Below are 19,725 nucleotides of genomic sequence, written 5' to 3'. Positions count from 1 at the left end.
GTGCTCGATCCGGTACTGCCGCTACAGCCCGAGCCGGTCGGCGAGCCGGGCCCGGTGCCCGGCCGGGGACCCGAGGAGCTGCTCGGCGCTCTTGGCCCGCTTGTAGAACAGGTGCGCGTCGTGTTCCCAGGTGTAGCCGACGCCGCCGTGGTATTGCACCATCGCGGTCGCCGCGGCGAACGCCGCAGGCCCGGTCCAGGTCTGGGCGAGCGCGGCCGCCACCGGCAGCTCGGCGCGGTCGTGGTCGGCGGACCACGCGGCGTGGCGCACCACCGAGACGGCGTGCTCCCAGGCGCTGTACACGTCGGCGCAGCCGTGCTTCACCGCCTGGTAGGAGCCGATGGGGCGGCCGAACTGCACGCGCAGCGTCGCGTACTCGACGGTCAGCTCCATCGCCCGCTGCATCAGCCCGGTCTGCTCGGCGGCGAGCGCCACCGCGGCGAGATCGGCGACCGTGTCGAGCGCGGCGGCCGGGTCGGCGGACACGAGCGGCCGGGCCGGGGTGGCGTCGAAGGTCAGCCTGGCGAGCCGCCGTGTCGGGTCCAGGGTGTTCAGCCGGTCGCGGGCCAGCCCGGGTGCCGCGCCGTCGACGGCGAACCAGGCCGGGCCGTCACCGGTGCGGGCCAGGACGAGCACCAGCCCGGCCGTCTGCCCGGCGAGCACCGGGGTCTTGACCCCGGTCAGTTCCCACCGGCCGTCCCGCTCGGTGGCGGTGGTCAGCCCGCCGGTGCGGTCCCACTCACCGCCGCGCTCGGCGACCGCGACGGTGCCGAGGAGATCCCCGGCCGCCAGCCGCGGCAGGAACTCGGTGCGGGCGGCGTCGTCGTCGAGCGACTGCAGGGCATCGACGGCGAGCACGGCCGACGCCAGGAACGGCACCGGCGTGAGCGCACGCCCCAGCTCCTCGGCGACGACGGCACGCTCCACGTGCCCGGCCCCGCCACCGCCCAGCTCCTCGGGCACCACGAGCCCGAGCACCCCCTGGGCTGCGAGCCCGGACCAGACGTCCGGGTCGTACCCGGGGCCGGAGTCCGACACGGCGCGTACCCGTTCCGAGGGCGCCTTGTCCGCGAGGAACCGGCGCACCGACGCGCGCAGCTCCTCCACCTCGCTGTCCAGGACGAGTGTCACCGGGCCCCCTCCCGCCGCTGCGTCCCGACCGCGAGCTCGCGGAACGGGACATCCCGATCGACCTGCGGCTCCTTGGGCAGACCGAGGATCCGCTCACCGATGATGTTGCGCTGCACCTCGTTCGTCCCGCCCGCGATGCTCGCCGACGGCGCCGCGTTGATGGCCAGCGCCAGTTCGTCACCGCCCGCTGCGGCCGGGTCCCAGGCCACCGCATCGGCACCGGACACCAGGCCCGCCACCTCGATCGCGCGCCGCAGCTGGAGCGCCCCGGCGAGCTTCAGGACCGAACCGCGTGCCCCCGGCGGACGGCCGGCCGCGGTCTCCTGCCGGATCCGCGAGTTGAGCAGCGCGAGGGCACGCTCGTGCGCGTAGAGCTCGGCGAGCCGGTCGCGCACGACCGGATCGCTCGCGACGCCCGCCTCCCGGGCGCGCTCGGCGAGCGAGCTGAACTCCAGCGGGCTGCGGCGCGGCCTGCGCGCGGAGCCGATGGACACCCGCTCGTGCCCGAGCATCGTCACCGCGGCGTGCCAGCCACCACCGACCTCGCCGAGCACGTTCTCCACCGGGATCTCGACGTCGTCGAAGTAGACCTCGTTGAACGGCGCCCGGCCGGTCATGTCCTTCAGCGGCCGGACCGTGACCCCGGGCGCGTGCATGTCGACGACGAACATCGTCAGCCCCGCGTGCTTCGGCCGGTCCGGGTCGGTGCGGGCCAGCACGGCGCCGAAATCGGCGAACTGGGCGTTGGTCGTCCACACCTTCTGGCCGTTGAGGATCCAGCGGTCCCCGTCGAGCACCGCACGCGACTGCAGGCTCGCCACGTCGGACCCGGCGCCCGGCTCCGAGAACAGCTGGCACCAGATCTCCTCGCCACGCAGCAACGGCCGCAGGTAGCGGTCGCGCTGGGCGTCGGTGCCCAGGTCGACGATCGTCGGCCCGCACATCCCCATACCGATCATGAACGGGTACAGCGGCAACTCGTGCTCGGCCGCCTCGTCGGAGAACGCCTGCTGCTCGGCCTGCCCGAGCCCCTGGCCGCCGACGCTCGTCGGCCACGTGATTCCCGCGTACCCGGCGTCGTAGAGGGCGGCCTGGAACTCCCGGGACCGCTGCAGCTGTTCCTCGGGCTCCAGATGGGCGAGCGGGCCCGGGGCGTGCACCGCGAGCCAGTCGCGCAGCACCCTGCGGTACTCCGACATCGGGGTGTCCCGGGTTTCCTCGACCACGGTCATGCGCGGACTCCCTCCACGTCGAGGCGTCAGTGGCGAACCTACTGATCAATCGTTAAGAACGCAACGGCACGGCCTCGACTCGTTCCACTCCGGACAGGACCCCCCTGTCGCTAACCTGGTCACCCCCCACCAGCCCGGAGGACCCCCGTGGAACGACCGGCCCCGCGCCACGCAGCCGTCGTGCTCGCACTCGCACTCGCCGTCCTCGCCGGCTGCGCGAACAGCACCCCCACCGGACCGTTCCCGCCCCGGCCCGCCGACATCGACACGAACACCGTGGACCTCTGCACCGCTCTGACCCCGGAACAGCAGGATGAGTTGGAGGTGGGGCCGGGCATGGCGAAGACCGCAGAGCTCAGCGACGGCCCGACCAGGATCTGCAGCTGGAACAACTTCGACGACGGCTACAACTACAGCGTCCAGACGCTGCCCGTACCTGCACACGTCGTAGTGGGCAGCCCTGGTTCGACCACTCATGTCATCGATGGCTACGGGGTCGTCCGGATCACGGACCGAGAGGACTCGACGCCAGTATGTGCGAACTACGTCGACGCCTCCGACGCATTCGGACTGCGCATCCAGGTACTCCTGACCGGAGCGAGCGACGACGCCGAGAACGAGAGGATCAACGAGGTGTGCGAGCGGAGCTCGCTCCTCACCTCGCGCGCCCTACGAAACCTGCAGCGCGCTTCTTAACCGTTCGCCCCTGCGAAGTTCGGTTCCAACCACGACCGTTGCGGCGCCGCTACGTCTACGTTCCTGCGGATGCACATCGAGGCCAAGCTTCCCCGTGGGACCGCGTCCGACTCGCTCATGACCCAGATCCACATCGACAACGTCCTGCAGACACACGCGATACTCGCACAACAGGCGGCTGCCATTCAGATTGCGTTGACCAATGCGGTCGCGCTGCGGAGCATCCCACGCTGCGGGGAGGACCCAGTGTCCAAGGATGCCCAGAAGATGTTCCAGGCCAAGATCGACCTCATCCTCGACAGCCACGAGGATTACCTCGTCGAGCTGCGCGAGGCCTGTGAACGCCTCAGGCAAGCCGCCGTCCAGTACGGCCTCATCGAGGACGACGTGACCGACTCGCTCAGGTGACCCGGTGGTACCGGGCGTCGAGGAAGCAGAAGACCCCGTAACAAGCGATCCCCACACCCACTGCAATGAGCAGGAACACCCCGTAGGGCTGCTCCCGCAACGCCTTCAGCGCCGAGTCGAGGCCGTTCGCCCGCTGCGGATCGAACGTCAGCGCGGCGACCCCGAGCAGGATCCCCAGCACCCCGACCGCGATCCCCTTGGCGATGAACCCGACCTGCCCCGTGCGCGCGTTGAGCCGCCGTGCGCGGGTGTCGGCACCGGCGAGATCCTGGTCCTCCAGGAACCGCTTCGTCCAGCCGTTCCAGACCATCACCCCGCCGGCGACCAGGACACCGACCCCGACGAGTGCGGTGATGATCTGACCGCCCGGCAGCCCCAGGAGCCCGGCGGTGGCCTCGCCGCCGCTGCCCGAGGACGCCCGCCCGCGGATCGCGGTCGTCGCCGCCGCCACCGCCAGCACCAGATAGACCACAGCCAGCCCGGCGGAGACGAACCGCTTCGCCAGCTGCTTCTTCCGGTCACCCAGGTAGCCGAAACCCCACATCGCCGACACCGAACGCCACAGCACGACAGCGGCGAACCCGACGACCAGCACCCACAGGAGAGCCCGGCCGAGCGGTTCCGCCGCGATGGCCCCGAGCGCCCCGTTCTGGTCGGCCTGCCCACCGGAGCCGAGCGCGACCTGCACGGCCAGCCAGCCGATCAGCAGGTGCAGGACGCCGTTGGCGGCGATCCCGACCCGCGCCGCGAGCCGGACCGGGGTGGAGTGGGCCACGTCCCGGGCCCCGCGGCCGGCCCTGGCCACGTCGGCCGCGTCGGGGGTTCGCACCATTGCAGCCTCCTCGTCAGTGTGACGGGAAGCGTCCCACGATCGGGGCACGACTGCAGCGTGCGGTGGGTAGGAGAACGCGGCACCGGTCCGGGCCGGACGGCCCGACGCGACTATCGTTCCGGCTCGCCCGCCACCCGGGCGACGTCGGCGCCCAGCGCCCTCAGGTTCTCCACGAACCGCGGGTAACCGCGGTCGATGTGGGCGACGTCCCACACCTCGGTCGAGCCGCGCGCACACAGCCCGGCCAGGACCAGCCCGGCGCCGGCCCGGATGTCACTGGCCCACACCGGGGCGCTGGACAACTCCGGCCGCCCGCGGACGACGGCGTGATGACCGTCGGTGCGTGCGTCGGCCCCGAGCCGCACCATCTCGTCGACGAACCGGAACCTGGCCTCGAACACGTTCTCGGTGATCATCGAGGTGCCGTCGGCGATCGCGGAGAGCGCGATCGCCATCGGCTGCAGGTCGGTCGCGAAGCCCGGGTAGGGCAGCGTCACGAAGTCGACCGCCTGCGGGCGCTCCGCCTGGACGACGGTGAACTCGTGCTCGCCGACGGTGATCTCGGCGCCGGCGCTGCGCAGCTTGTCCAGCACCAGGTCGAGATGGTGCGGGTCGACACCGCGCACGGTCACCTCACCACGTGTCATCGCCGCGGCGAACGCCCAGGTAGCGCCGACGATCCGGTCGCCGATCACGCGGTGCGTGGTCGGCTGCAACCCGGTCACGCCGTGCACGGTGAGCGTGGACGAGCCGACGCCTTCGAGCTTCGCGCCCATCTGCTGCAGCATCACGCAGAGGTCGACGATCTCGGGCTCGCGGGCGGCGTTGTCGATGATCGTGGTGCCCTCGGCGAGCACCGCGGCCATCAGGATGTTCTCGGTGGCGCCCACGCTGGGGAAGTCCAGCCAGATCTGGGCGCCGTGCAGGTCCCCGGCGGACGCGGTGACACTGCCGTGCACGATGTCGGTCGTCGCACCGAGCTTGCGCAGACCGTTCTGGTGCATGTCCAGCGGCCGGGAGCCGATCGCGTCCCCGCCGGGCAGCGGGACCACCGCGCGCCGGCAGCGGGCCACCAGCGGACCGAGCACGCAGACCGACGCCCGTAGCTTGGACACCGACCGGTAGTCCGCCTCCGCGCCGGGGTCGGCGGGGACGTCGATGTGCACCGTCGATCCCTCGATCGTCACCGTGCAGCCCAGGCTGCGCAGGACGTCGGCCATCAGCGGCACGTCGAGGATCTCCGGACAGTTCTCCAACGTCGTCCGGCCTTCGGCGAGCAGCGCCGCCGCCATCAGCTTGAGCACGCTGTTCTTCGCCCCGACGACGTCGACGGACCCGCTCAGCCGGGCCCCGCCGCGGACCGCGAAATGCTCCACCACACCTGGAACGGTAACGGGACGGCCACCGGCAGCCCGCCACACCCCGACGTGTCGGCCGGACGTTGGACCGTCCGGCGCAACACGCCGAGCGGTCGGCGTGGCGCGACCCGTCCGGTCCGGTCTGGGCAGCGTGTCGCCGCTGCGCATAGCCTGTGGGTGTGGCGGTACACCTGACTCGGATCTACACGAAGACCGGCGACGACGGCACGACGGCACTGGGCGACTTCAGCCGGGTCCGCAAGACCGACCCGCGGCTGGCGGCCTACGCCGACACCGACGAGGCGAACGCCGCGATCGGTGTCGCCGTGACGGTCGGCGGGCTCGCCGAGCGGGTCGTCGAGCCACTGCGGCAGATCCAGAACGACCTGTTCGACGTCGGCGCCGACCTGTGTGCGCCGATCGTCGGGGACGGGGCGGGCGGGGAGAAGGCCGAGTTCCCGCCCCTGCGGGTGACCGAGGGGTACGTCACCCGGCTGGAGGCCTGGTGCGACGAGTTCAACCCGGAGCTGCCGAAGCTGAACTCCTTCATCCTGCCGGGCGGCACACCCGGTGCGGCCTACCTGCACGTCGCCCGGACCGTCACCCGGCGTGCCGAGCGGTCGGTGTGGGCGCTGCTGGAGGACGACGCGGAGCGCACCAACCCGCTGACGGCGCAGTACCTGAACCGGCTCTCGGACCTGCTGTTCATCCTGGGCCGGGTCGCGAACCCGGACGGTGACGTGCTCTGGCAGCCGGGCGGCCCGCACGGCGCTCCCCGGGCCTGAGACACGGCCCTGACACACGAAAGGCGCCTCCCGGACGGGGGGCGCCTGCTCATCCCTACGAGGCCTCCCGATAGTGGTTGCGGCCCGGCGGCGTCGACTCCAGCCACGCCATGAAGCCGGTCCGCACGTCCGCCGACATCGCCAGCTCGACGTCCATCTCGCGCCCGCCCGCGTCCCGGCCGCGACAGCGGAGCACCTCGACCGCCATCGGGATCGCGAACTCCTCGGAGCGGTACGGCGGGCGCCGGTCGACGATCTCCAGCTCCCCCCGCTCGACGACGACCGTCGGCCCGATCCGGAAGCTGGTGAGCCGGTACCAGGCGAACCGCTCGCCCTCGTAGCGGCCGACGCCGAAGTGCCAGTCGGTGACAGCGAAACGGCGGCGCAGACACAGGTCCACGCCGCCGTTACGCATGAGTCTCACCCGCCGTACGGCGAGCCAGACGAGGGGCACGACAAGACACAGCAGCAGAACACCGACGATCGCCGCGATGAACTCCGACGTAGACATCGTGGGCACCGCCGTGTGTCTCCCCCCCTAGTTGGCCTCGGCCGCGCGGAGGCGGGCCTGCGCGCGGGCCTTCGCGGCCGTTCCCTCGTCGGAGTCGTCGGCCCGCTCCAGGGCGCGCCGGGCGCGGTCGACGTCGATCTCGTCGGACTGCTCGGCGAACTCCGCCAGGATCGACACCCGCTTCGCCGACACCGAGAGGAAACCGCCGTGCACCGCGATGGTGCGCTTCGAGCCGTCGGTCGAGTCGATCCGGACGACCCCGGCCTCCTCCAGCTGCGCCAGCATCGGCTGGTGCCCGGGAAGGATACCGACCTCGCCGACCGTGGTGCGGGCGAGCACGAAGCGTGCTTCGCCCGACCACAGACGCCGCTCGACGGAGACGAGCTCCACGGTCATCTCAGCCGGCATGGTCTCAGCTCTCCAGCTTCTTGCGGTTCTTCTCCAGGTCGTCGAGACCGCCGCAGAGGAAGAACGCCTGCTCGGGGACGTCGTCGAAGTCGCCCTTGGCGATCTTGTCGAACGCCTCGATGGTCTCCTTCAGCGGGACCGTCGAGCCCGGCTGGCCGGTGAACTGCTCGGCGACCAGCAGGTTCTGCGACAGGAAGCGCTCGATCCGGCGGGCCCGGCCGACCAGCTGCTTGTCCTCCTCGGACAGCTCGTCGATACCGAGGATGGCGATGATGTCCTGCAGGTCGTTGTACTTCTGCAGGATCCGCTTGACCTCGTTGGCGACGCGGAAGTGCTCGTCACCGACGTACTGCGGGTCCAGGATCCGCGAGGTCGAGGTCAGCGGGTCCACCGCCGGATAGATCCCCTTCTGGGAGATCGGCCGGGAGAGCTCGGTGGTGGCGTCGAGGTGGGCGAACGTGGTCGCCGGAGCCGGGTCGGTGTAGTCGTCCGCGGGGACGTAGATCGCCTGCATCGAGGTGATCGACCGGCCGCGGGTCGAGGTGATCCGCTCCTGCAGCTCGCCCATCTCGTCGGCCAGGGTGGGCTGGTAACCCACCGCGGACGGCATCCGGCCCAGCAGGGTGGAGACCTCCTGGCCGGCCTGGGTGAACCGGAAGATGTTGTCGATGAACAGCAGGACGTCCTGGTCCTGCGCGTCCCGGAAGTACTCCGCCATGGTCAGCGCGGACAGCGCGACGCGCATACGGGTGCCCGGCGGCTCGTCCATCTGACCGAACACCAGTGCGGTGTTCTTCATGACGCCCGACTCGGTCATCTCCGTGATGAGGTCGTTGCCCTCACGGGTGCGCTCGCCGACGCCGGCGAACACCGAGGTGCCACCGAAGTTCAGCGCGACACGCTGGATCATCTCCTGGATCAGCACGGTCTTGCCGACACCCGCACCGCCGAACAGGCCGATCTTGCCGCCGACCACGTACGGGGTCATCAGGTCGAGGACCTTGATGCCGGTCTCCAGCATCTCGGTCTTGCCCTCGAGCTGGTCGAACCGCGGCGCCTTCTGGTGGATGGACCGCAGGTCACCGGTGAACTGGATGTTCGGGTCGTCCAGGCAGTCGCCGAGCGCGTTGAACACGTGGCCCTTGACCTGGTCGCCGACCGGCACCGAGATCGGACGGCCGAGGTCGGTGACCTCCTGGCCGCGGACGACGCCGTCGGTCGGCTGCATGGAGATGGCGCGGACCAGGTTGTCACCCAGGTGCTGGGCGATCTCCAGGGTCAGCTTGCGCTGGTTACCGGAGAGGTCCACGTCCAGCGTGAGCGCGTTGTACAGGTCCGGGACCTGGTCACGCGGGAACTCGACGTCGACGACGGGACCGGTCACCTGGACGACGCGCCCGGTGATCGGACCGGCCGACGTTTCGGCAGTGGTCGTGGTCATCAGCTCTCACTTCCTGCGCTGGCGAGAGCGTCGACACCACCGACGATCTCGCTGATCTCCTGGGTGATCTGAGCCTGCCGTGCCTGGTTGGCCTCCAGGGTCAGACTACGGATCAGTTCGTTGGCGTTGTCGGTCGCGGCCTTCATGGCCCGCTGCCGGTTCGCCGACTCCGACGCCGCCGACTCCAGCAGGGCCGCGTAGAGGCGGGCCCCGATGTACTTCGGCAGCAGCGCGTCGAACAGTGTGTCCGCGTCCGGCTCGAACTCGTACAGCGACTGCGGGCCACCCGCACCCGTCTCGGCCGGGCTGCTCTCGCGGGCCGGCTCGTCGGCCGAGTCGACCGGCTTCGCCGAAGCGGAGTCGGCCGCGTACTCGACCTCGAGCGGGGCCATCCGCCGGGCCTGCGGAACCTGCGTGATCATGTTCTTGAAGCTGGTGTAGACGAGGTGCAGCTCGTCCACGCCCAGCACGCCGTCGGAGCTGCCGTCGGACTCGCCGTCCGGGTCGTCCACGCCCGCCATGAACGCGTCGACCAACGTCCTCGCCGCCTCGGCCGCGTGCTCGTAACCCGGCTGCTCGGAGAAGCCGGTCCAGGACTGCTCGATCTCCCGGTTGCGGAACCGGTAGTACGACACGCCCTTGCGGCCGATCACGTAGAGGACCGGCTCCTTGCCCTGCTCACGCAGGAGCGACTGGAGCTGCTCGGCCTCCTTCAGGACGTTCGCGTTGTAACCGCCGCACTGGCCGCGGTCACTGGTCACGACCAGGACCGCGGCGCGCTTCGGCTGCTCGCGCTCGACCAACAGGGGGTGGTCCAGCGCCGAGTTGGCGGCGAGCTCGGAGAGCGTGCTCGTCATCAGCTCGGCGTAGGGCCGCGCCTCCTGCACCCGCGCCCGGGCCTTCGCGATCCGTGAGGTCGCGATCAGCTCCTGGGAGCGGGTGATCTTCTTGATGGACTGCGTCGACCGGATACGCCGGCGCAGCACCCGGATCTGTGCCGCCATCGGGTATCAGCCTCAGTTCTTCTTCTTGACCTTGACGGTCTCCTGCTCGACTTCGTCCTCGTCGAGTGCCTCGGCGGGCTTCTCGTTCGGGACGACGGACGAGCCGTCGGATGCGGTGAACTCGTCCCGCTTGAACGCGTCGACCGCCTTGGCCAGCCGCTCGACGGCCTCGTCGGTGAGTTGGCCGGTGTCGCGGATCTCGTCCAGCACACCGGACAGGTGCCGGCGGCTGTACTCGCGGAACTCGGCCTCGAAGCGCTGCACGTCGGCGACCGGCACCGAGTCGAGCTTGCCGGACGTGCCCAGCCAGATCGAGACGACCTGGTCCTGTACCGCGACCGGCGCGTACTGGGCCTGCTTGAGCAGCTCGACGAGCCGCTCGCCGCGCCCGAGGGTAGCGGCGGAGGCGGCGTCCAGGTCGGAACCAAAGGCCGCGAACGCCTCCAGCTCGCGGTACTGCGACAGGTCCAGCCGCAGCGAACCGGACACCTTCCGCATGCCCTTGATCTGCGCCGTGCCACCGACCCGGGAGACCGAGATACCGACGTTGATCGCCGGCCGGACACCCTGGTTGAACAGGTCGGACTCGAGGAAGACCTGGCCGTCGGTGATCGAGATGACGTTGGTCGGGATGTAGGCCGACACGTCGTTCGCCTTGGTCTCGATGATCGGCAGACCGGTCATCGAGCCGGCGCCCAGCTCGTCCGAGAGCTTCGCGCAGCGCTCGAGCAGCCGCGAGTGCAGGTAGAAGACGTCACCGGGGTAGGCCTCGCGGCCCGGCGGGCGGCGCAGCAGCAGCGAGATCGCGCGGTAGGCCTCGGCCTGCTTGGACAGGTCGTCGAACACGATCAGGACGTGCTTGCCCTGGTACATCCAGTGCTGGCCGATGGCCGAACCGGTGTAGGGGGCGAGCCACTTGAAGCCGGCCGGGTCGGACGCCGGGGCGGCGACGATCGTCGTGTACTCCAGCGCGCCCGCGTCCTCCAGGGACTGCCGCACTCCGGCGATCGTCGAGCCCTTCTGGCCGACGGCGACGTAGATGCAACGGACCTGCTTCTTCGGGTCGCCGGACTCCCAGTTCTCCTTCTGGTTGATGATCGTGTCGACGCAGACCGCGGTCTTGCCGGTCTTGCGGTCGCCGATCACCAGCTGCCGCTGGCCACGGCCGATCGGCGTCATCGCGTCGATTGCCTTGATGCCGGTCTGCAGCGGCTCACGGACCTCCTGGCGGTCCATGACGCCAGCAGCCTGCAGCTCCAGCACGCGCCGCGAGTCGGCCTCGATGTCGCCGAGCCCGTCGATCGGGTTGCCCAGCGGGTCGACGACCCGGCCCAGGTACCCCTCGCCGACCGGGACCGAGAGGACCTCGCCGGTGCGGGTGACCTGCTGCCCCTCCTCGATGCCGGTGTAGTCGCCGAGGACGACGGCGCCGATCTCGTTCTGCTCCAGGTTCAGCGCGACGCCGCGGACGCCGCCGTCGAACTCCAGCAGCTCGTTGGTCATGGCCGAGGGCAGGCCCTCGATGTGGGCGATGCCGTCGCCGGTGTCGGAGACGAACCCGACCTCACGGCGGGACGTGCCGCTCTCCAGCGACGAGACGTAGCTGGAGATCGCACTCCGGATCTCCTCGGAGGAGATCGTCAGCTCTGTCATGGCTGCGTCGTTCCTTCTCTCGAACGGGGTCTTCGGGTCGCGGAGCCGGTCGGCGCCTCGAGCCTGAAGCAGGTCAGCTGGGCAGGGACCGGCGTGCGGCGGCGAGTCTGCCCGCCACGCTGCCGTCGATGACCTCGCCGCCGACCTGCACGACCAGTCCTCCGAGGAGGTTCCGGTCGAGCTCGACCTGCAGGGAGATCGTGCGGCCGTAGATGCGGCCGAGGGTGTCCGCGAGCTTCGACTCCTGGTCCGGAGTGAGCGCGACGGGCGTGCGTACCTTCGCCACCGAGCGGTCCCGGCGGGCCGCCGCGAGCTCGGCGAGCTCCTCGGCGACGACGTCGAGGTGCCGGCCGCGGGGCAGCCGCACCGCCTCGCGGAGCAGCATCGCGGTGACCGGGTAGACCCGGTCACCGAGCACGCTGTCCAGCAACCGGACCCGCCCCTCCACCGGGGTGGCGGTGTCGGAGAGCAGAGCGGCCAGCTCCGGCTCGCGGCCGAGGATGCGGCCGAAGCGGAAGAGCTGGTCCTCGACCTCGTCGAGCGATCCGTTCTTCTCGGCGATGGCGACCGCGGTCTGCCGGGCCAGCGCCTCGGCGGCGGTGACCACGTCGCGGGCCTTCGACCAGCGCTTGCGCGCCAGCTCGGTCACCAGGTCGAGGGTCGCCTGCGAGAGCTGCTGCCCGAACAGCCTGCGGACCAGGTCGGCGCGACCCTCCTCCGGGGAGGACGAGTCGGCCAGCAGCCGCTGGATCGAGCGCTCGCCGTCCAGGAACCGCGCCACCGCGAACAGCTCGTCCGCGACGGTCGTCAGGTCCCGGGCCGACGCGCCGTCGGCGTAGGCGTCCAGCCGCTCGGTCAGCGCGGCCAGCGCCTCCCGGGTGGCGGGCTGCAGGACCGTCGTCATCAGTTCGCCCCGCTCCGCGCAGCGGCGTCCTGCTGGTCGAGCTCACCGAGGAAGGAGTCGATCGTCGCGGAGCGACGCGCGTCGTCGGCGAGCTGCTCGCGCAGCAGGCGCTCGGCGAGCTGCACGGACAGGCCGCCCACCTCGTTGCGCAGGGCACGTTGCGCGGCGTCGCGGGCCGCGGCGACCTGCTCCTCGCCCCGTGCCTTGATCCGGGCGGCCTCCTGCTCGGCCTCGGCCCGCAGCTCGGCCTTGATCTGCTGGCCCTCGGCACGGGCGTCGTCGCGGATGCGCGCCGCCTCGGCACGAAGCCCGGCCAGCTGGTCCTCGTACTCCTTCTTCAGCCGGTCCGCCTGCTCCTGGGCCTCCTGCGCACGCTTCAGGCCGCCCTCGATGGCGTCGGTCCGCTCCTCGTAGAGCTTCTCGAAGCGCGGCACCGCGAACTTCCAGAGCACGGTCAGCAAGATGGCGAAGGAGACCAGGCCGAGCACGAGCTCGGCCGGGTAGACGGCGATCGGTGAGGGTTCCTCGGCGGCGAGGATCAGTCGTTCCACCATATGTCCTTCCGTGACGTGTCCCACGCCGCCGGCAGCGGGCCGGGATCAGGGACGACGATCAGGCCGAGGCGATGAAGAAGACGACCAGACCGATCAGCGCCACCAGCTCGGCGAGCACGAAGGTCGCCCAGCCGATACCCATCAGCTGGCCACGGGCCTCCGGCTGGCGGGCGGTGCCGTTGACGACGGCCGACCAGATCAGGCCGACGCCGATGCCGGCGCCGATGGCGCTCAGGCCGTAGCCGATGGCCGCGTAGCCGGCGTTGTTGTCGGCGGCCTGGGCGAGGATCTGCTGCGTTGCGCTCACTTCGGGTTCCTTCCGTCGGGTCCGCTCTCGGGCGGGGTGGTTCGGGGATGAGCCGGGCGAACCGGCGGGTTCAGGTCGGCGTCGGGGCGCCGGGTCGGTACTCCTAGTGCTCCTCGGCCACCGCCGCGCCGATGAAGACCGACGCCAGCAGCGCGAAGATGTAGGCCTGGATCGTCATCACCAGTGCCTCCAGGAAGGTGAAGGCGATACCGGCGACGACCACCAGCCCGGCCGGGATCACCAGGAACCCACCGGCGAAGAGCATGAACTCGGCGCCGACGGCCACCAGGACCAGCATGAGGTGACCGGCGAACATCGCCGCGAACAGACGCAGCGCCAGCGAGGCGGGCTGGACCAGGAACTTCTGCAGCAGCTCGATGACGATGATCAGTGGAGCGATCGCCATCGGCACCCCCTTGGGGAGGGTGGCGTGCTTGAAGTACCCGACGAAGCCGTGCTTCCGGAATCCCGCGTAGTGGTAGGCCACGTAGACCACCAGCGCCAGCGCGATCGGGAAGCTGATCTTCGACATGGTCGGGATCTGGAAGAACGGGATGATCCCGAAGTAGTTGTTGACCAGGACGAAGCTGAACAACCCCAGGATGAGCGGGATGAACGGCTTGAAGTCGTCCTTGCCGATCTGGTCACGGGCCATGCCGTTGCGCGCGACGTTGTAGAACGACTCGAGCGCGAACTGCCCCTTGCCCGGCACGATCGACATGCGCCGGGTCGCCACCGCGAAGTAGACGGCGATGATGATCGCCGACATGACGATCAGCACCATCGGCTTGGTGACGCCCGCGAAGATCGGCGGGTAGTTGAAGACACTGGGACCGGGCGGGGTGAACTCCTCAGCCGCCAGTACGAGCTCGCCCAATGGGGGTCCTTCCGGTGCTCCCGTCCCACGACTCGACTCGGACGGGGATCGCCTGCAAGGTGCCTCTGGGGCGATGCACCAGGGCGTTCGGACATCACCGAAAATCACCCACATCGCCTACGAAGCGGGATGTTATCAGCCGTACTTCTACACGGCGTCGGGGGCCGACGTGCAGCTCACCAGCGTCTTCGCCGCCCGGAACGATCTTGACCCGCCCGGGGCCCGGTCGTGGTGCACCGGCCGGCCCGCGGCACCCGCCGGCCATCGCCGGGCCACCCGCCGTGCATCCCCGCGATCACGCAGGGAAAGGCGACGAACCGGACGAACAACCACAGGTCAGGCCCCCGGGCCTGCAGGAACCTCGCCGACGAGCACCCGCAGCCGGTAGGCCGCCCATGTCTCACCGGCCGCCGTCGCGATCATCCCCAGCAGGAGGGTGACGACGAGCGCGTCCCGGTCCAGCCAGGCCGCCCCGCCGAGCGTGAACAGCACGCCGAACAGGATCAGCGACTTGGTGAGCCATCCGGTGATTGAGGCCAGCATCACAAATCGGGGCGGGATCTCGGCCGTCCCTCTGACCAGGACCGAGGTGATCAGGCCGAACACTGTGGACGTGATCGCACCGACGGCGGCGCCGTTGAGGCCGGACCGCCCGGCCAGCACGGTGAACGCCGCGACGCACGCCACGCCCACCACGACGGCGAGCAGGGTGGCGTTGCGGGCCATCCTGGTCGACAACCGGCGCATCGCCTGCTCGTGCCCGACCACGAGCTCCGGCCCGGTCGATCGCCACATGCTTCGTCGCCTCCTCGTGGGGACGGGCGCGCGTCGCGCGCCCCTCCCCACGGTAACGACGGGCAGGGCCGGTCCCGCGGACACCGCGCACCGGGCGGGGTTCAGTCGCGGGGCAGCGGATCGCCGTGGACCGGGTTCGGCACGGTCGGCTGGTCGACCCAGGGCGGTGCCGGCTCCGGCCGACCGCTCTCCGGGCGAGGTGCCGGCGCCGGTCCCTCGGCCGCCGGCCCGGGCCACGCCCCGCCCGGGCGCGGCCCCGCCGGACGCCCGCCCGGCCCGTTGCGCGGCCCGGACGGGCCGGTGGAGCGGGCCCGCGGCGGCAACGGCTCACGACCCGCCCTGGGCCACGGGGCGCCGGGCCCCGCGGGCGGCGGCCCCGGCCGGCCGCGCGGCGCTGCCCCGCCCCGGCCCGGGGGACCGGTCCGCACGTCGTCCGCGGCGGCAGCGACCGAGGCCCGCGCCGCACGGGCCCGGGCCAGGTGCGGCACGGCCGAGGCGACGGAGGCGACGACCAGCGCGACCCCGACCGCCGCCAGCACCAGGCCGGTGCGTTCGACCAGGGCGAGCGCCACCGCCCCGAAGGCGAGCACCGCCGCCCACAGGTAGACGAGCAGCACCGCGCGGCGGTGGCTGTGCCCGAGCTGCAGCAGGCGGTGGTGCAGGTGCATCTTGTCGGGACTGAACGGGCTGGTCCCGGCCCGGGTCCGGCGGATCACCGCCATCAGCAGGTCGAGCACCGGGATGAAGACGATCCCGACCAGCACGACCAGCGGCGCGACCAGCGCGAGGAAGTCGGTCGCCGAGGTCTCCTCGTCCGGGATGACCCGGCCCGAGGCGGCGGTGATCGCGGCGGACAGCATCACCCCGACCATCATCGATCCGGTGTCGCCCATGAAGATCCGGGCCGGATGGAAGTTGTGCGGCAGGAAGCCCAGGCAGGCCCCGGCCAGCACGACGGCGATCAGGGCCGGCCCGAACGCCGCGGGCGCGTTGCCGTTCTCGCTGATCAGGCCGACGCAGAAGACCGCGGTGGCCAGCGTGGTGATCAGCCCGATCCCGCCGGCGAGCCCGTCCAGGCCGTCGACGAAGTTCATCGCGTTCACCAGCGCGACGGTGAGCAGCACGGTCAGCAGCACGGACTGACCCTGGCCGAGGATGAGCGTCGATCCGGAGATCCCGGTGCCGCCGCCGCCGAGCGGGATCCACAGGGTCGTCCACTGCACGCCGTAGAGCACGAGCAACCCGCCGGCGGTCACCTGTGCGGCGAGCTTGGTGATCGCGTCGAGATCGAAGCGGTCGTCCAGCAGCCCGACCCCGACCAGCAGCCCGGTGGCCACGACGACGCCCACCACCTCGGAGCTGCCCTCGAAGTACGCGAGCCGCAGCGCGGGCAGGGACAGCGCCAGCAGCAACCCGGCGAGCACCCCGCCGAACATCGCGAGGCCGCCCCACCGCGGGGTCGGGGTGACGTGCACGTCCCGTCCCCGCGGCCAGGCGACCGCGCCGGCCTTCAGCGCCAGCATCCGGACCGGCCCGGTCAGCAGCAGCGTGACGACGGCGGACACCAGACCGACGAGCAGGAACTCCCGGATCGGGAGTCCGTAGCTCAGCTGGTCCACCGGCACGTCAGGTCACGCCTCTCCGGTCCGCCTCGGGCTCGGGTCAGCCCCGAGGGTAGGCGGGAGCCCGGGAGACGAGCGCGGTGACCGCCGCGGCGACCTCGCGCAGCTCGGCGTCACCGGCCGCGGTGTCGTGCTCGGCCTTGACCGCGCGGGCGAGCAGGCGCCCGATCTCGGCCATGTCGGACTCGGTCATCCCCTGGGTGGTGACGCTCGGCGAGCCGACCCGGATGCCCGAAGGCTTCATCGGCGGCGCCGGGTCGTACGGGATCGCGTTCTTGTTCAGGGTGATCCCGGCCCGGTCGCAGCGGGTCTCGGCCTCGCCGCCGGTGACGCCGATCGGCCGCAGGTCCAGCAGCGCGAGGTGGTTGTCGGTGCCGCCGGAGACGGCCCGGATGCCCTCGGACTCCAGGCTCTTCGTGAGCGCCTGGGCGTTCGCGATGACCTGCCGCGCGTACGCCTGGTACTCCGGCTGCGCCGCTTCCTTCATCGCGACCGCCTTCGCGGCGACGGCGTGCATCAGCGGCCCGCCCTGGGAGAACGGGAACACCGCCTTGTCGATCGCCTTGGCGTGCTCCTCGCGGCACAGCACCATGCCGCCGCGCGGCCCGCGCAGCACCTTGTGCGTGGTGGCGGTGACGACGTCGGCATAGGGCACCGGCGACGGGATCGCCTGCCCGGCGACGAGGCCGATGAAGTGCGCGGCGTCGACCATGAGCTTGGCGCCGACCTCGTCGGCGATCTCGCGGAAGATCGCGAAGTCGATCAGCCGCGGGTACGCGGTCGCACCGGCGATGATGATCTTCGGCTGGTGCTGCTTCGCCAGGTCGCGGACCTGGTCGTAGTCGATGATCTCGGTGTCCTCCCGGACCAGGTAGGACACGGCGTTGAACCAGAGGCCGGAGAAGTTGACCTTGCTGCCGTGCGTCAGGTGGCCGCCCTGCTTGAGGTCCATGGCCAGCACGGTGTCGCCGGGCTGGGCGAACGCGGCGTAGGCGGCGAGGTTCGCGCTCGCACCGGAGTGCGGCTGCAGGTTGGCGTGCTCGGCGCCGAACAGCTCCTTGGCGCGCGCGTTGCCGATGTCCTCCGCCCGGTCCACCACGCCGCAGCCGCCGTAGTACCGGCGCCCGGGGTAGCCCTCGGCGTACTTGTTGGACAGTGTCGACCCGAGTGCGGCCAGCACCGCCGGGCTGGTCAGGTTCTCGCTCGCGATGAGCTGGAGTCCGCCGCGCAGGCGGTCCAGCTCGTCCAGCACGACCCCGGCGATCTCGGGATCCTGCTGCTGCAGTGCGGAGAAGTCCGGGCCCCAGAAGGTCTGCTCACTCACCCCGGGCACGCTACCGGTACCCGTCGGCGCAGGCCGCGCCGCTGACGGAGCGATCACACCTTCGCGCCTCAGGAACGGTCGATCTCCACGCCGACGACCTCCTCGACCTGTTCGGCCGAGACCCCGCCCTCGCGCAGCACCCGCGGGCGGGCGCCGGTGAGGTCGACGATGGTCGAGGCGACCGGAGCACCGGACGGGCCGCCGTCGAGATAGACCGCGACGTTCCCGGCGAGCTGGGTGATCGCCTCGGTCACGTTCGACGCCGGCGGGTTGCCCGAGGTGTTCGCGCTCGACACCGCCATCGGGCCGACCTCGCGCAGCAGCTCCAGGGCCACCGGATGCAGCGGCATCCGCAACATGACGGTGCCGCGGGTGCTGCCCAGGTCCCAGGCCAGTGACGGCGCGTGCTCCAGCACCAGGGACACCTCCCCCGGCCAGAACGCCTCAATCAGCGCCCGGGCGGCCTGCGGCACGCTGGTGACCAGGCCGTCGATCGTCGTCCACGAACCGACGAGCACTCCGACCGGCATGTCCGGGCCGCGCCGCTTGGCGGCGAGCAGGCTCCGCACGCCCGTGCCGTTGAAGGCGTCGCACCCGATCCCGTACACCGTGTCGGTCGGCAGGACGACCAGCTCACCGGCGCGCACGGCGCGGGCGGCCGCGGCCAGCCCCCGGCGCCGCTCGGTCGGGTCGCTGCAGTCGAACAGCGGTTGGGTCTGCGGTGCGCTCACGGTTCGCGACAATACGACCGGCCCCGCCCCGGCCCGGTGCCGGGCTCGCGCGACGCTCACCGAGATGCAGATCAGCGGGCCCGGGAGATCGAGAACTCCCGCTCGTCTGCATCTCGGCGGGCGGCGCGGGCCGGCGCGACGGCCGGGTCAGTGGCTCGGGACGCGGCGGGCCGTCACGAAGCGCGGGCGGCCGCTGAGGTCCCGGTGCTCGGTCACCTCGGCGAGGGTGCGCCGCCGGCGCAGCAACGCGGGCACCGACTCGGCGTGGGTGTCGTCGTGCTCGATCGCCAGCCATCCGCCGTGCCGCAGCCACCCGGTCGCGCCGCGTACCACCGCCTGGATGATCTCGGTGCCGTCCGGGCCGCCGAACACCGCTCCCGGTGGGTCCCAGTGCTCGACCTCCGGCGGCACCGGTGTCCCGTCCGGGACGTAGGGCGGGTTGCAGACGACCAGGTCCACCCCGGCCTCCAGCTCGACCAGCAGGTCCGGCCAACGGACGTCGGCGACGTGCAGCGTCACCGGTCGCCCGCCCGCCCGGACGTGGGCGTCGAGATTGCGCCGGGTCCAGGACAGCGCCGCCGGATCGGCTTCCAGCGCGTGCACCTCGGCGTCGGGCCGGGACACGGCGAAGGCCAGCGCGAGCGCCCCCGAACCGGTGCACAGGTCGAGCACGACCGGCCGTCGCACGTCCCGGACGGCGCCGAGCCCCCACTCCAGCAGCAGCTCGGTCTCCGGGCGAGGGATGAACACCCCCGGCCCGACGGCCACCTCGACCGGCCCGAGCACCGCGGTGCCGAGGATGTGCTGCAACGGTTCCCGGGTGGCCCGGCGGGCCGCGAGGGCCTGCAGCCGGGTCACCACGTCCGGGTCGACCAGCGGGATCATCGGCAGTGTGGAGCGGTGCGCGCCGAGGACGTGTGCGGCGAGCAGCTCGGCGTCGACCCGCGGGGACGCCACGCCGGCGGCGGCGAGGGTCCGCTCGACCTCCGCGATCGCCACCCGGAGCGGCTGTCTGCTCACCGGAGCCCCCTGACCGCGGTGCCGGTCCGTCGGCCGCGGCGGCGAGCGGACCGCGACGCGCCGCCGGGACCACACGGGCGGGGCGTCAGCGGACGGGACGTCACCGCGCGGGGCGTCAGCGGACGGGACGTC

Annotated in this window: 21 protein-coding genes; 3 read left to right on the top strand and 18 right to left on the bottom strand. The window is 71.5% G+C overall.

Going from position 1 to position 19,725, the window contains the following annotated elements; genetic code table 11:
- Positions 1–21: 21 nt before the first annotated feature.
- Positions 22–1,131, bottom strand: a complete 1,110-nt coding sequence (locus AB0J24_RS04610) for an acyl-CoA dehydrogenase family protein (RefSeq protein ID WP_358675342.1) — start codon at positions 1,129–1,131, stop codon at positions 22–24.
- A complete protein-coding gene (locus tag AB0J24_RS04605; RefSeq protein WP_358675339.1) occupies positions 1,128–2,363 on the bottom strand; it encodes an acyl-CoA dehydrogenase family protein in 1,236 nt (411 codons plus the stop codon). Before AB0J24_RS04605 ends, AB0J24_RS04610 begins: the two co-directional genes overlap by 4 nt.
- A 147-nt stretch (positions 2,364–2,510) precedes the next feature.
- Here AB0J24_RS04605 and AB0J24_RS04600 point away from each other — a divergent pair, with 147 nt between their 5' ends.
- Both AB0J24_RS04600 and AB0J24_RS04595 read left to right on the top strand, forming a co-directional pair.
- A complete protein-coding gene (locus AB0J24_RS04600) occupies positions 2,511–3,059 on the top strand; it encodes a DUF3558 family protein (protein WP_358675336.1) in 549 nt (182 codons plus the stop codon).
- A gap of 69 nt (positions 3,060–3,128) precedes the next feature.
- Positions 3,129–3,467 carry a hypothetical protein gene (locus AB0J24_RS04595; protein WP_358675333.1) on the top strand — a complete coding sequence of 113 codons (339 nt, stop codon included), beginning with the start codon at positions 3,129–3,131 and terminating at the stop codon, positions 3,465–3,467.
- Here the strand turns inward: AB0J24_RS04595 and AB0J24_RS04590 are convergent.
- Positions 3,460–4,299, bottom strand: coding sequence for a DUF1206 domain-containing protein (locus AB0J24_RS04590; RefSeq protein ID WP_358675330.1), 840 nt, complete (start codon positions 4,297–4,299; stop codon positions 3,460–3,462). The genes AB0J24_RS04595 and AB0J24_RS04590 overlap by 8 nt on opposite strands.
- Before the next feature lie 110 nt (positions 4,300–4,409).
- Positions 4,410–5,678 carry a UDP-N-acetylglucosamine 1-carboxyvinyltransferase gene (murA, locus tag AB0J24_RS04585; RefSeq protein WP_358675328.1) on the bottom strand — a complete coding sequence of 423 codons (1,269 nt, stop codon included), beginning with the start codon at positions 5,676–5,678 and terminating at the stop codon, positions 4,410–4,412.
- A gap of 158 nt (positions 5,679–5,836) precedes the next feature.
- Here murA and AB0J24_RS04580 point away from each other — a divergent pair, with 158 nt between their 5' ends.
- Complete coding sequence (locus tag AB0J24_RS04580; protein ID WP_358675325.1) at positions 5,837–6,442, top strand: cob(I)yrinic acid a,c-diamide adenosyltransferase; 606 nt, start codon at positions 5,837–5,839, stop codon at positions 6,440–6,442.
- A 55-nt stretch (positions 6,443–6,497) separates the two neighbouring features.
- Here AB0J24_RS04580 and AB0J24_RS04575 read toward each other — a convergent pair whose 3' ends face one another.
- The 14 genes from AB0J24_RS04575 to prmC all read right to left on the bottom strand — a co-directional run bounded on the left by AB0J24_RS04575 (position 6,498) and on the right by prmC (position 19,593).
- Positions 6,498–6,953, bottom strand: coding sequence for a DUF2550 domain-containing protein (locus AB0J24_RS04575; protein WP_358675322.1), 456 nt, complete (start codon positions 6,951–6,953; stop codon positions 6,498–6,500).
- A 27-nt stretch (positions 6,954–6,980) separates the two neighbouring features.
- Entirely contained in the window at positions 6,981–7,349 is a 369-nt protein-coding gene (locus AB0J24_RS04570; protein ID WP_358675319.1) for a F0F1 ATP synthase subunit epsilon, read from the bottom strand.
- Between the two features lie 16 nt (positions 7,350–7,365).
- Positions 7,366–8,802 carry a F0F1 ATP synthase subunit beta gene (gene atpD / locus AB0J24_RS04565; RefSeq protein WP_358675317.1) on the bottom strand — a complete coding sequence of 479 codons (1,437 nt, stop codon included), beginning with the start codon at positions 8,800–8,802 and terminating at the stop codon, positions 7,366–7,368.
- Entirely contained in the window at positions 8,802–9,806 is a 1,005-nt protein-coding gene (locus tag AB0J24_RS04560; RefSeq protein WP_358675314.1) for a F0F1 ATP synthase subunit gamma, read from the bottom strand. Before AB0J24_RS04560 ends, atpD begins: the two co-directional genes overlap by 1 nt.
- 12 nt (positions 9,807–9,818) lie before the next feature.
- Positions 9,819–11,459 carry a F0F1 ATP synthase subunit alpha gene (gene atpA, locus AB0J24_RS04555; RefSeq protein ID WP_358675311.1) on the bottom strand — a complete coding sequence of 547 codons (1,641 nt, stop codon included), beginning with the start codon at positions 11,457–11,459 and terminating at the stop codon, positions 9,819–9,821.
- A 73-nt stretch (positions 11,460–11,532) separates the two neighbouring features.
- Positions 11,533–12,363: a F0F1 ATP synthase subunit delta gene (locus tag AB0J24_RS04550; RefSeq protein WP_358675309.1), complete on the bottom strand. Its 831-nt coding sequence runs from the start codon at positions 12,361–12,363 to the stop codon at positions 11,533–11,535.
- The gene (locus tag AB0J24_RS04545; RefSeq protein WP_358675306.1) at positions 12,363–12,917 is read right to left on the bottom strand and encodes a F0F1 ATP synthase subunit B; all 555 of its coding nucleotides are present in this window, start codon (positions 12,915–12,917) and stop codon (positions 12,363–12,365) included. The genes AB0J24_RS04550 and AB0J24_RS04545 overlap by 1 nt, the downstream gene beginning before the upstream one ends.
- 58 nt (positions 12,918–12,975) lie before the next feature.
- Complete coding sequence (locus AB0J24_RS04540; RefSeq protein WP_085910746.1) at positions 12,976–13,224, bottom strand: ATP F0F1 synthase subunit C; 249 nt, start codon at positions 13,222–13,224, stop codon at positions 12,976–12,978.
- A 103-nt stretch (positions 13,225–13,327) separates the two neighbouring features.
- Positions 13,328–14,101 carry a F0F1 ATP synthase subunit A gene (gene atpB / locus AB0J24_RS04535; protein WP_358675302.1) on the bottom strand — a complete coding sequence of 258 codons (774 nt, stop codon included), beginning with the start codon at positions 14,099–14,101 and terminating at the stop codon, positions 13,328–13,330.
- 336 nt (positions 14,102–14,437) lie between these two features.
- A complete protein-coding gene (locus AB0J24_RS04530; protein ID WP_358675300.1) occupies positions 14,438–14,896 on the bottom strand; it encodes a hypothetical protein in 459 nt (152 codons plus the stop codon).
- Positions 14,897–14,997: 101 nt separating this feature from the next.
- Entirely contained in the window at positions 14,998–16,515 is a 1,518-nt protein-coding gene (locus tag AB0J24_RS04525) for an MraY family glycosyltransferase (protein ID WP_358675297.1), read from the bottom strand.
- Between the two features lie 43 nt (positions 16,516–16,558).
- Positions 16,559–17,842: a serine hydroxymethyltransferase gene (gene glyA, locus AB0J24_RS04520; RefSeq protein ID WP_358675294.1), complete on the bottom strand. Its 1,284-nt coding sequence runs from the start codon at positions 17,840–17,842 to the stop codon at positions 16,559–16,561.
- Positions 17,843–17,910: 68 nt separating this feature from the next.
- The gene (locus AB0J24_RS04515) at positions 17,911–18,573 is read right to left on the bottom strand and encodes an L-threonylcarbamoyladenylate synthase (protein WP_358675292.1); all 663 of its coding nucleotides are present in this window, start codon (positions 18,571–18,573) and stop codon (positions 17,911–17,913) included.
- Positions 18,574–18,720: 147 nt separating this feature from the next.
- Positions 18,721–19,593: a peptide chain release factor N(5)-glutamine methyltransferase gene (gene prmC / locus AB0J24_RS04510; RefSeq protein ID WP_358675289.1), complete on the bottom strand. Its 873-nt coding sequence runs from the start codon at positions 19,591–19,593 to the stop codon at positions 18,721–18,723.
- Positions 19,594–19,725: the final 132 nt, after the last annotated feature.

It is taken from the genome of Pseudonocardia sp. NPDC049635 (assembly GCF_040659795.1).
Lineage (GTDB): Bacteria > Actinomycetota > Actinomycetes > Mycobacteriales > Pseudonocardiaceae > Pseudonocardia.
Note: the sequence above shows the minus strand (reverse complement) of the source record. Positions and strands in the feature narration are given on the sequence as shown.

Excerpts from the sequence above, each read along its gene's own strand:
- atpD (WP_358675317.1), bottom strand. The coding sequence starts at position 8,802 with ATGACCACGACCACTGCCGAAACGTCGGCCGGTCCGATCACCGGGCGC.
- AB0J24_RS04550 (WP_358675309.1), bottom strand. The coding sequence starts at position 12,363 with ATGACGACGGTCCTGCAGCCCGCCACCCGGGAGGCGCTGGCCGCGCTG.
- AB0J24_RS04605 (WP_358675339.1), bottom strand. The coding sequence starts at position 2,363 with ATGACCGTGGTCGAGGAAACCCGGGACACCCCGATGTCGGAGTACCGC.
- AB0J24_RS04590 (WP_358675330.1), bottom strand. The coding sequence starts at position 4,299 with ATGGTGCGAACCCCCGACGCGGCCGACGTGGCCAGGGCCGGCCGCGGG.
- AB0J24_RS04575 (WP_358675322.1), bottom strand. The coding sequence starts at position 6,953 with ATGTCTACGTCGGAGTTCATCGCGGCGATCGTCGGTGTTCTGCTGCTG.
- AB0J24_RS04570 (WP_358675319.1), bottom strand. The coding sequence starts at position 7,349 with ATGACCGTGGAGCTCGTCTCCGTCGAGCGGCGTCTGTGGTCGGGCGAA.
- AB0J24_RS04595 (WP_358675333.1), top strand. The coding sequence starts at position 3,129 with ATGCACATCGAGGCCAAGCTTCCCCGTGGGACCGCGTCCGACTCGCTC.
- AB0J24_RS04560 (WP_358675314.1), bottom strand. The coding sequence starts at position 9,806 with ATGGCGGCACAGATCCGGGTGCTGCGCCGGCGTATCCGGTCGACGCAG.
- AB0J24_RS04530 (WP_358675300.1), bottom strand. The coding sequence starts at position 14,896 with ATGTGGCGATCGACCGGGCCGGAGCTCGTGGTCGGGCACGAGCAGGCG.
- atpA (WP_358675311.1), bottom strand. The coding sequence starts at position 11,459 with ATGACAGAGCTGACGATCTCCTCCGAGGAGATCCGGAGTGCGATCTCC.
- AB0J24_RS04545 (WP_358675306.1), bottom strand. The coding sequence starts at position 12,917 with ATGGTGGAACGACTGATCCTCGCCGCCGAGGAACCCTCACCGATCGCC.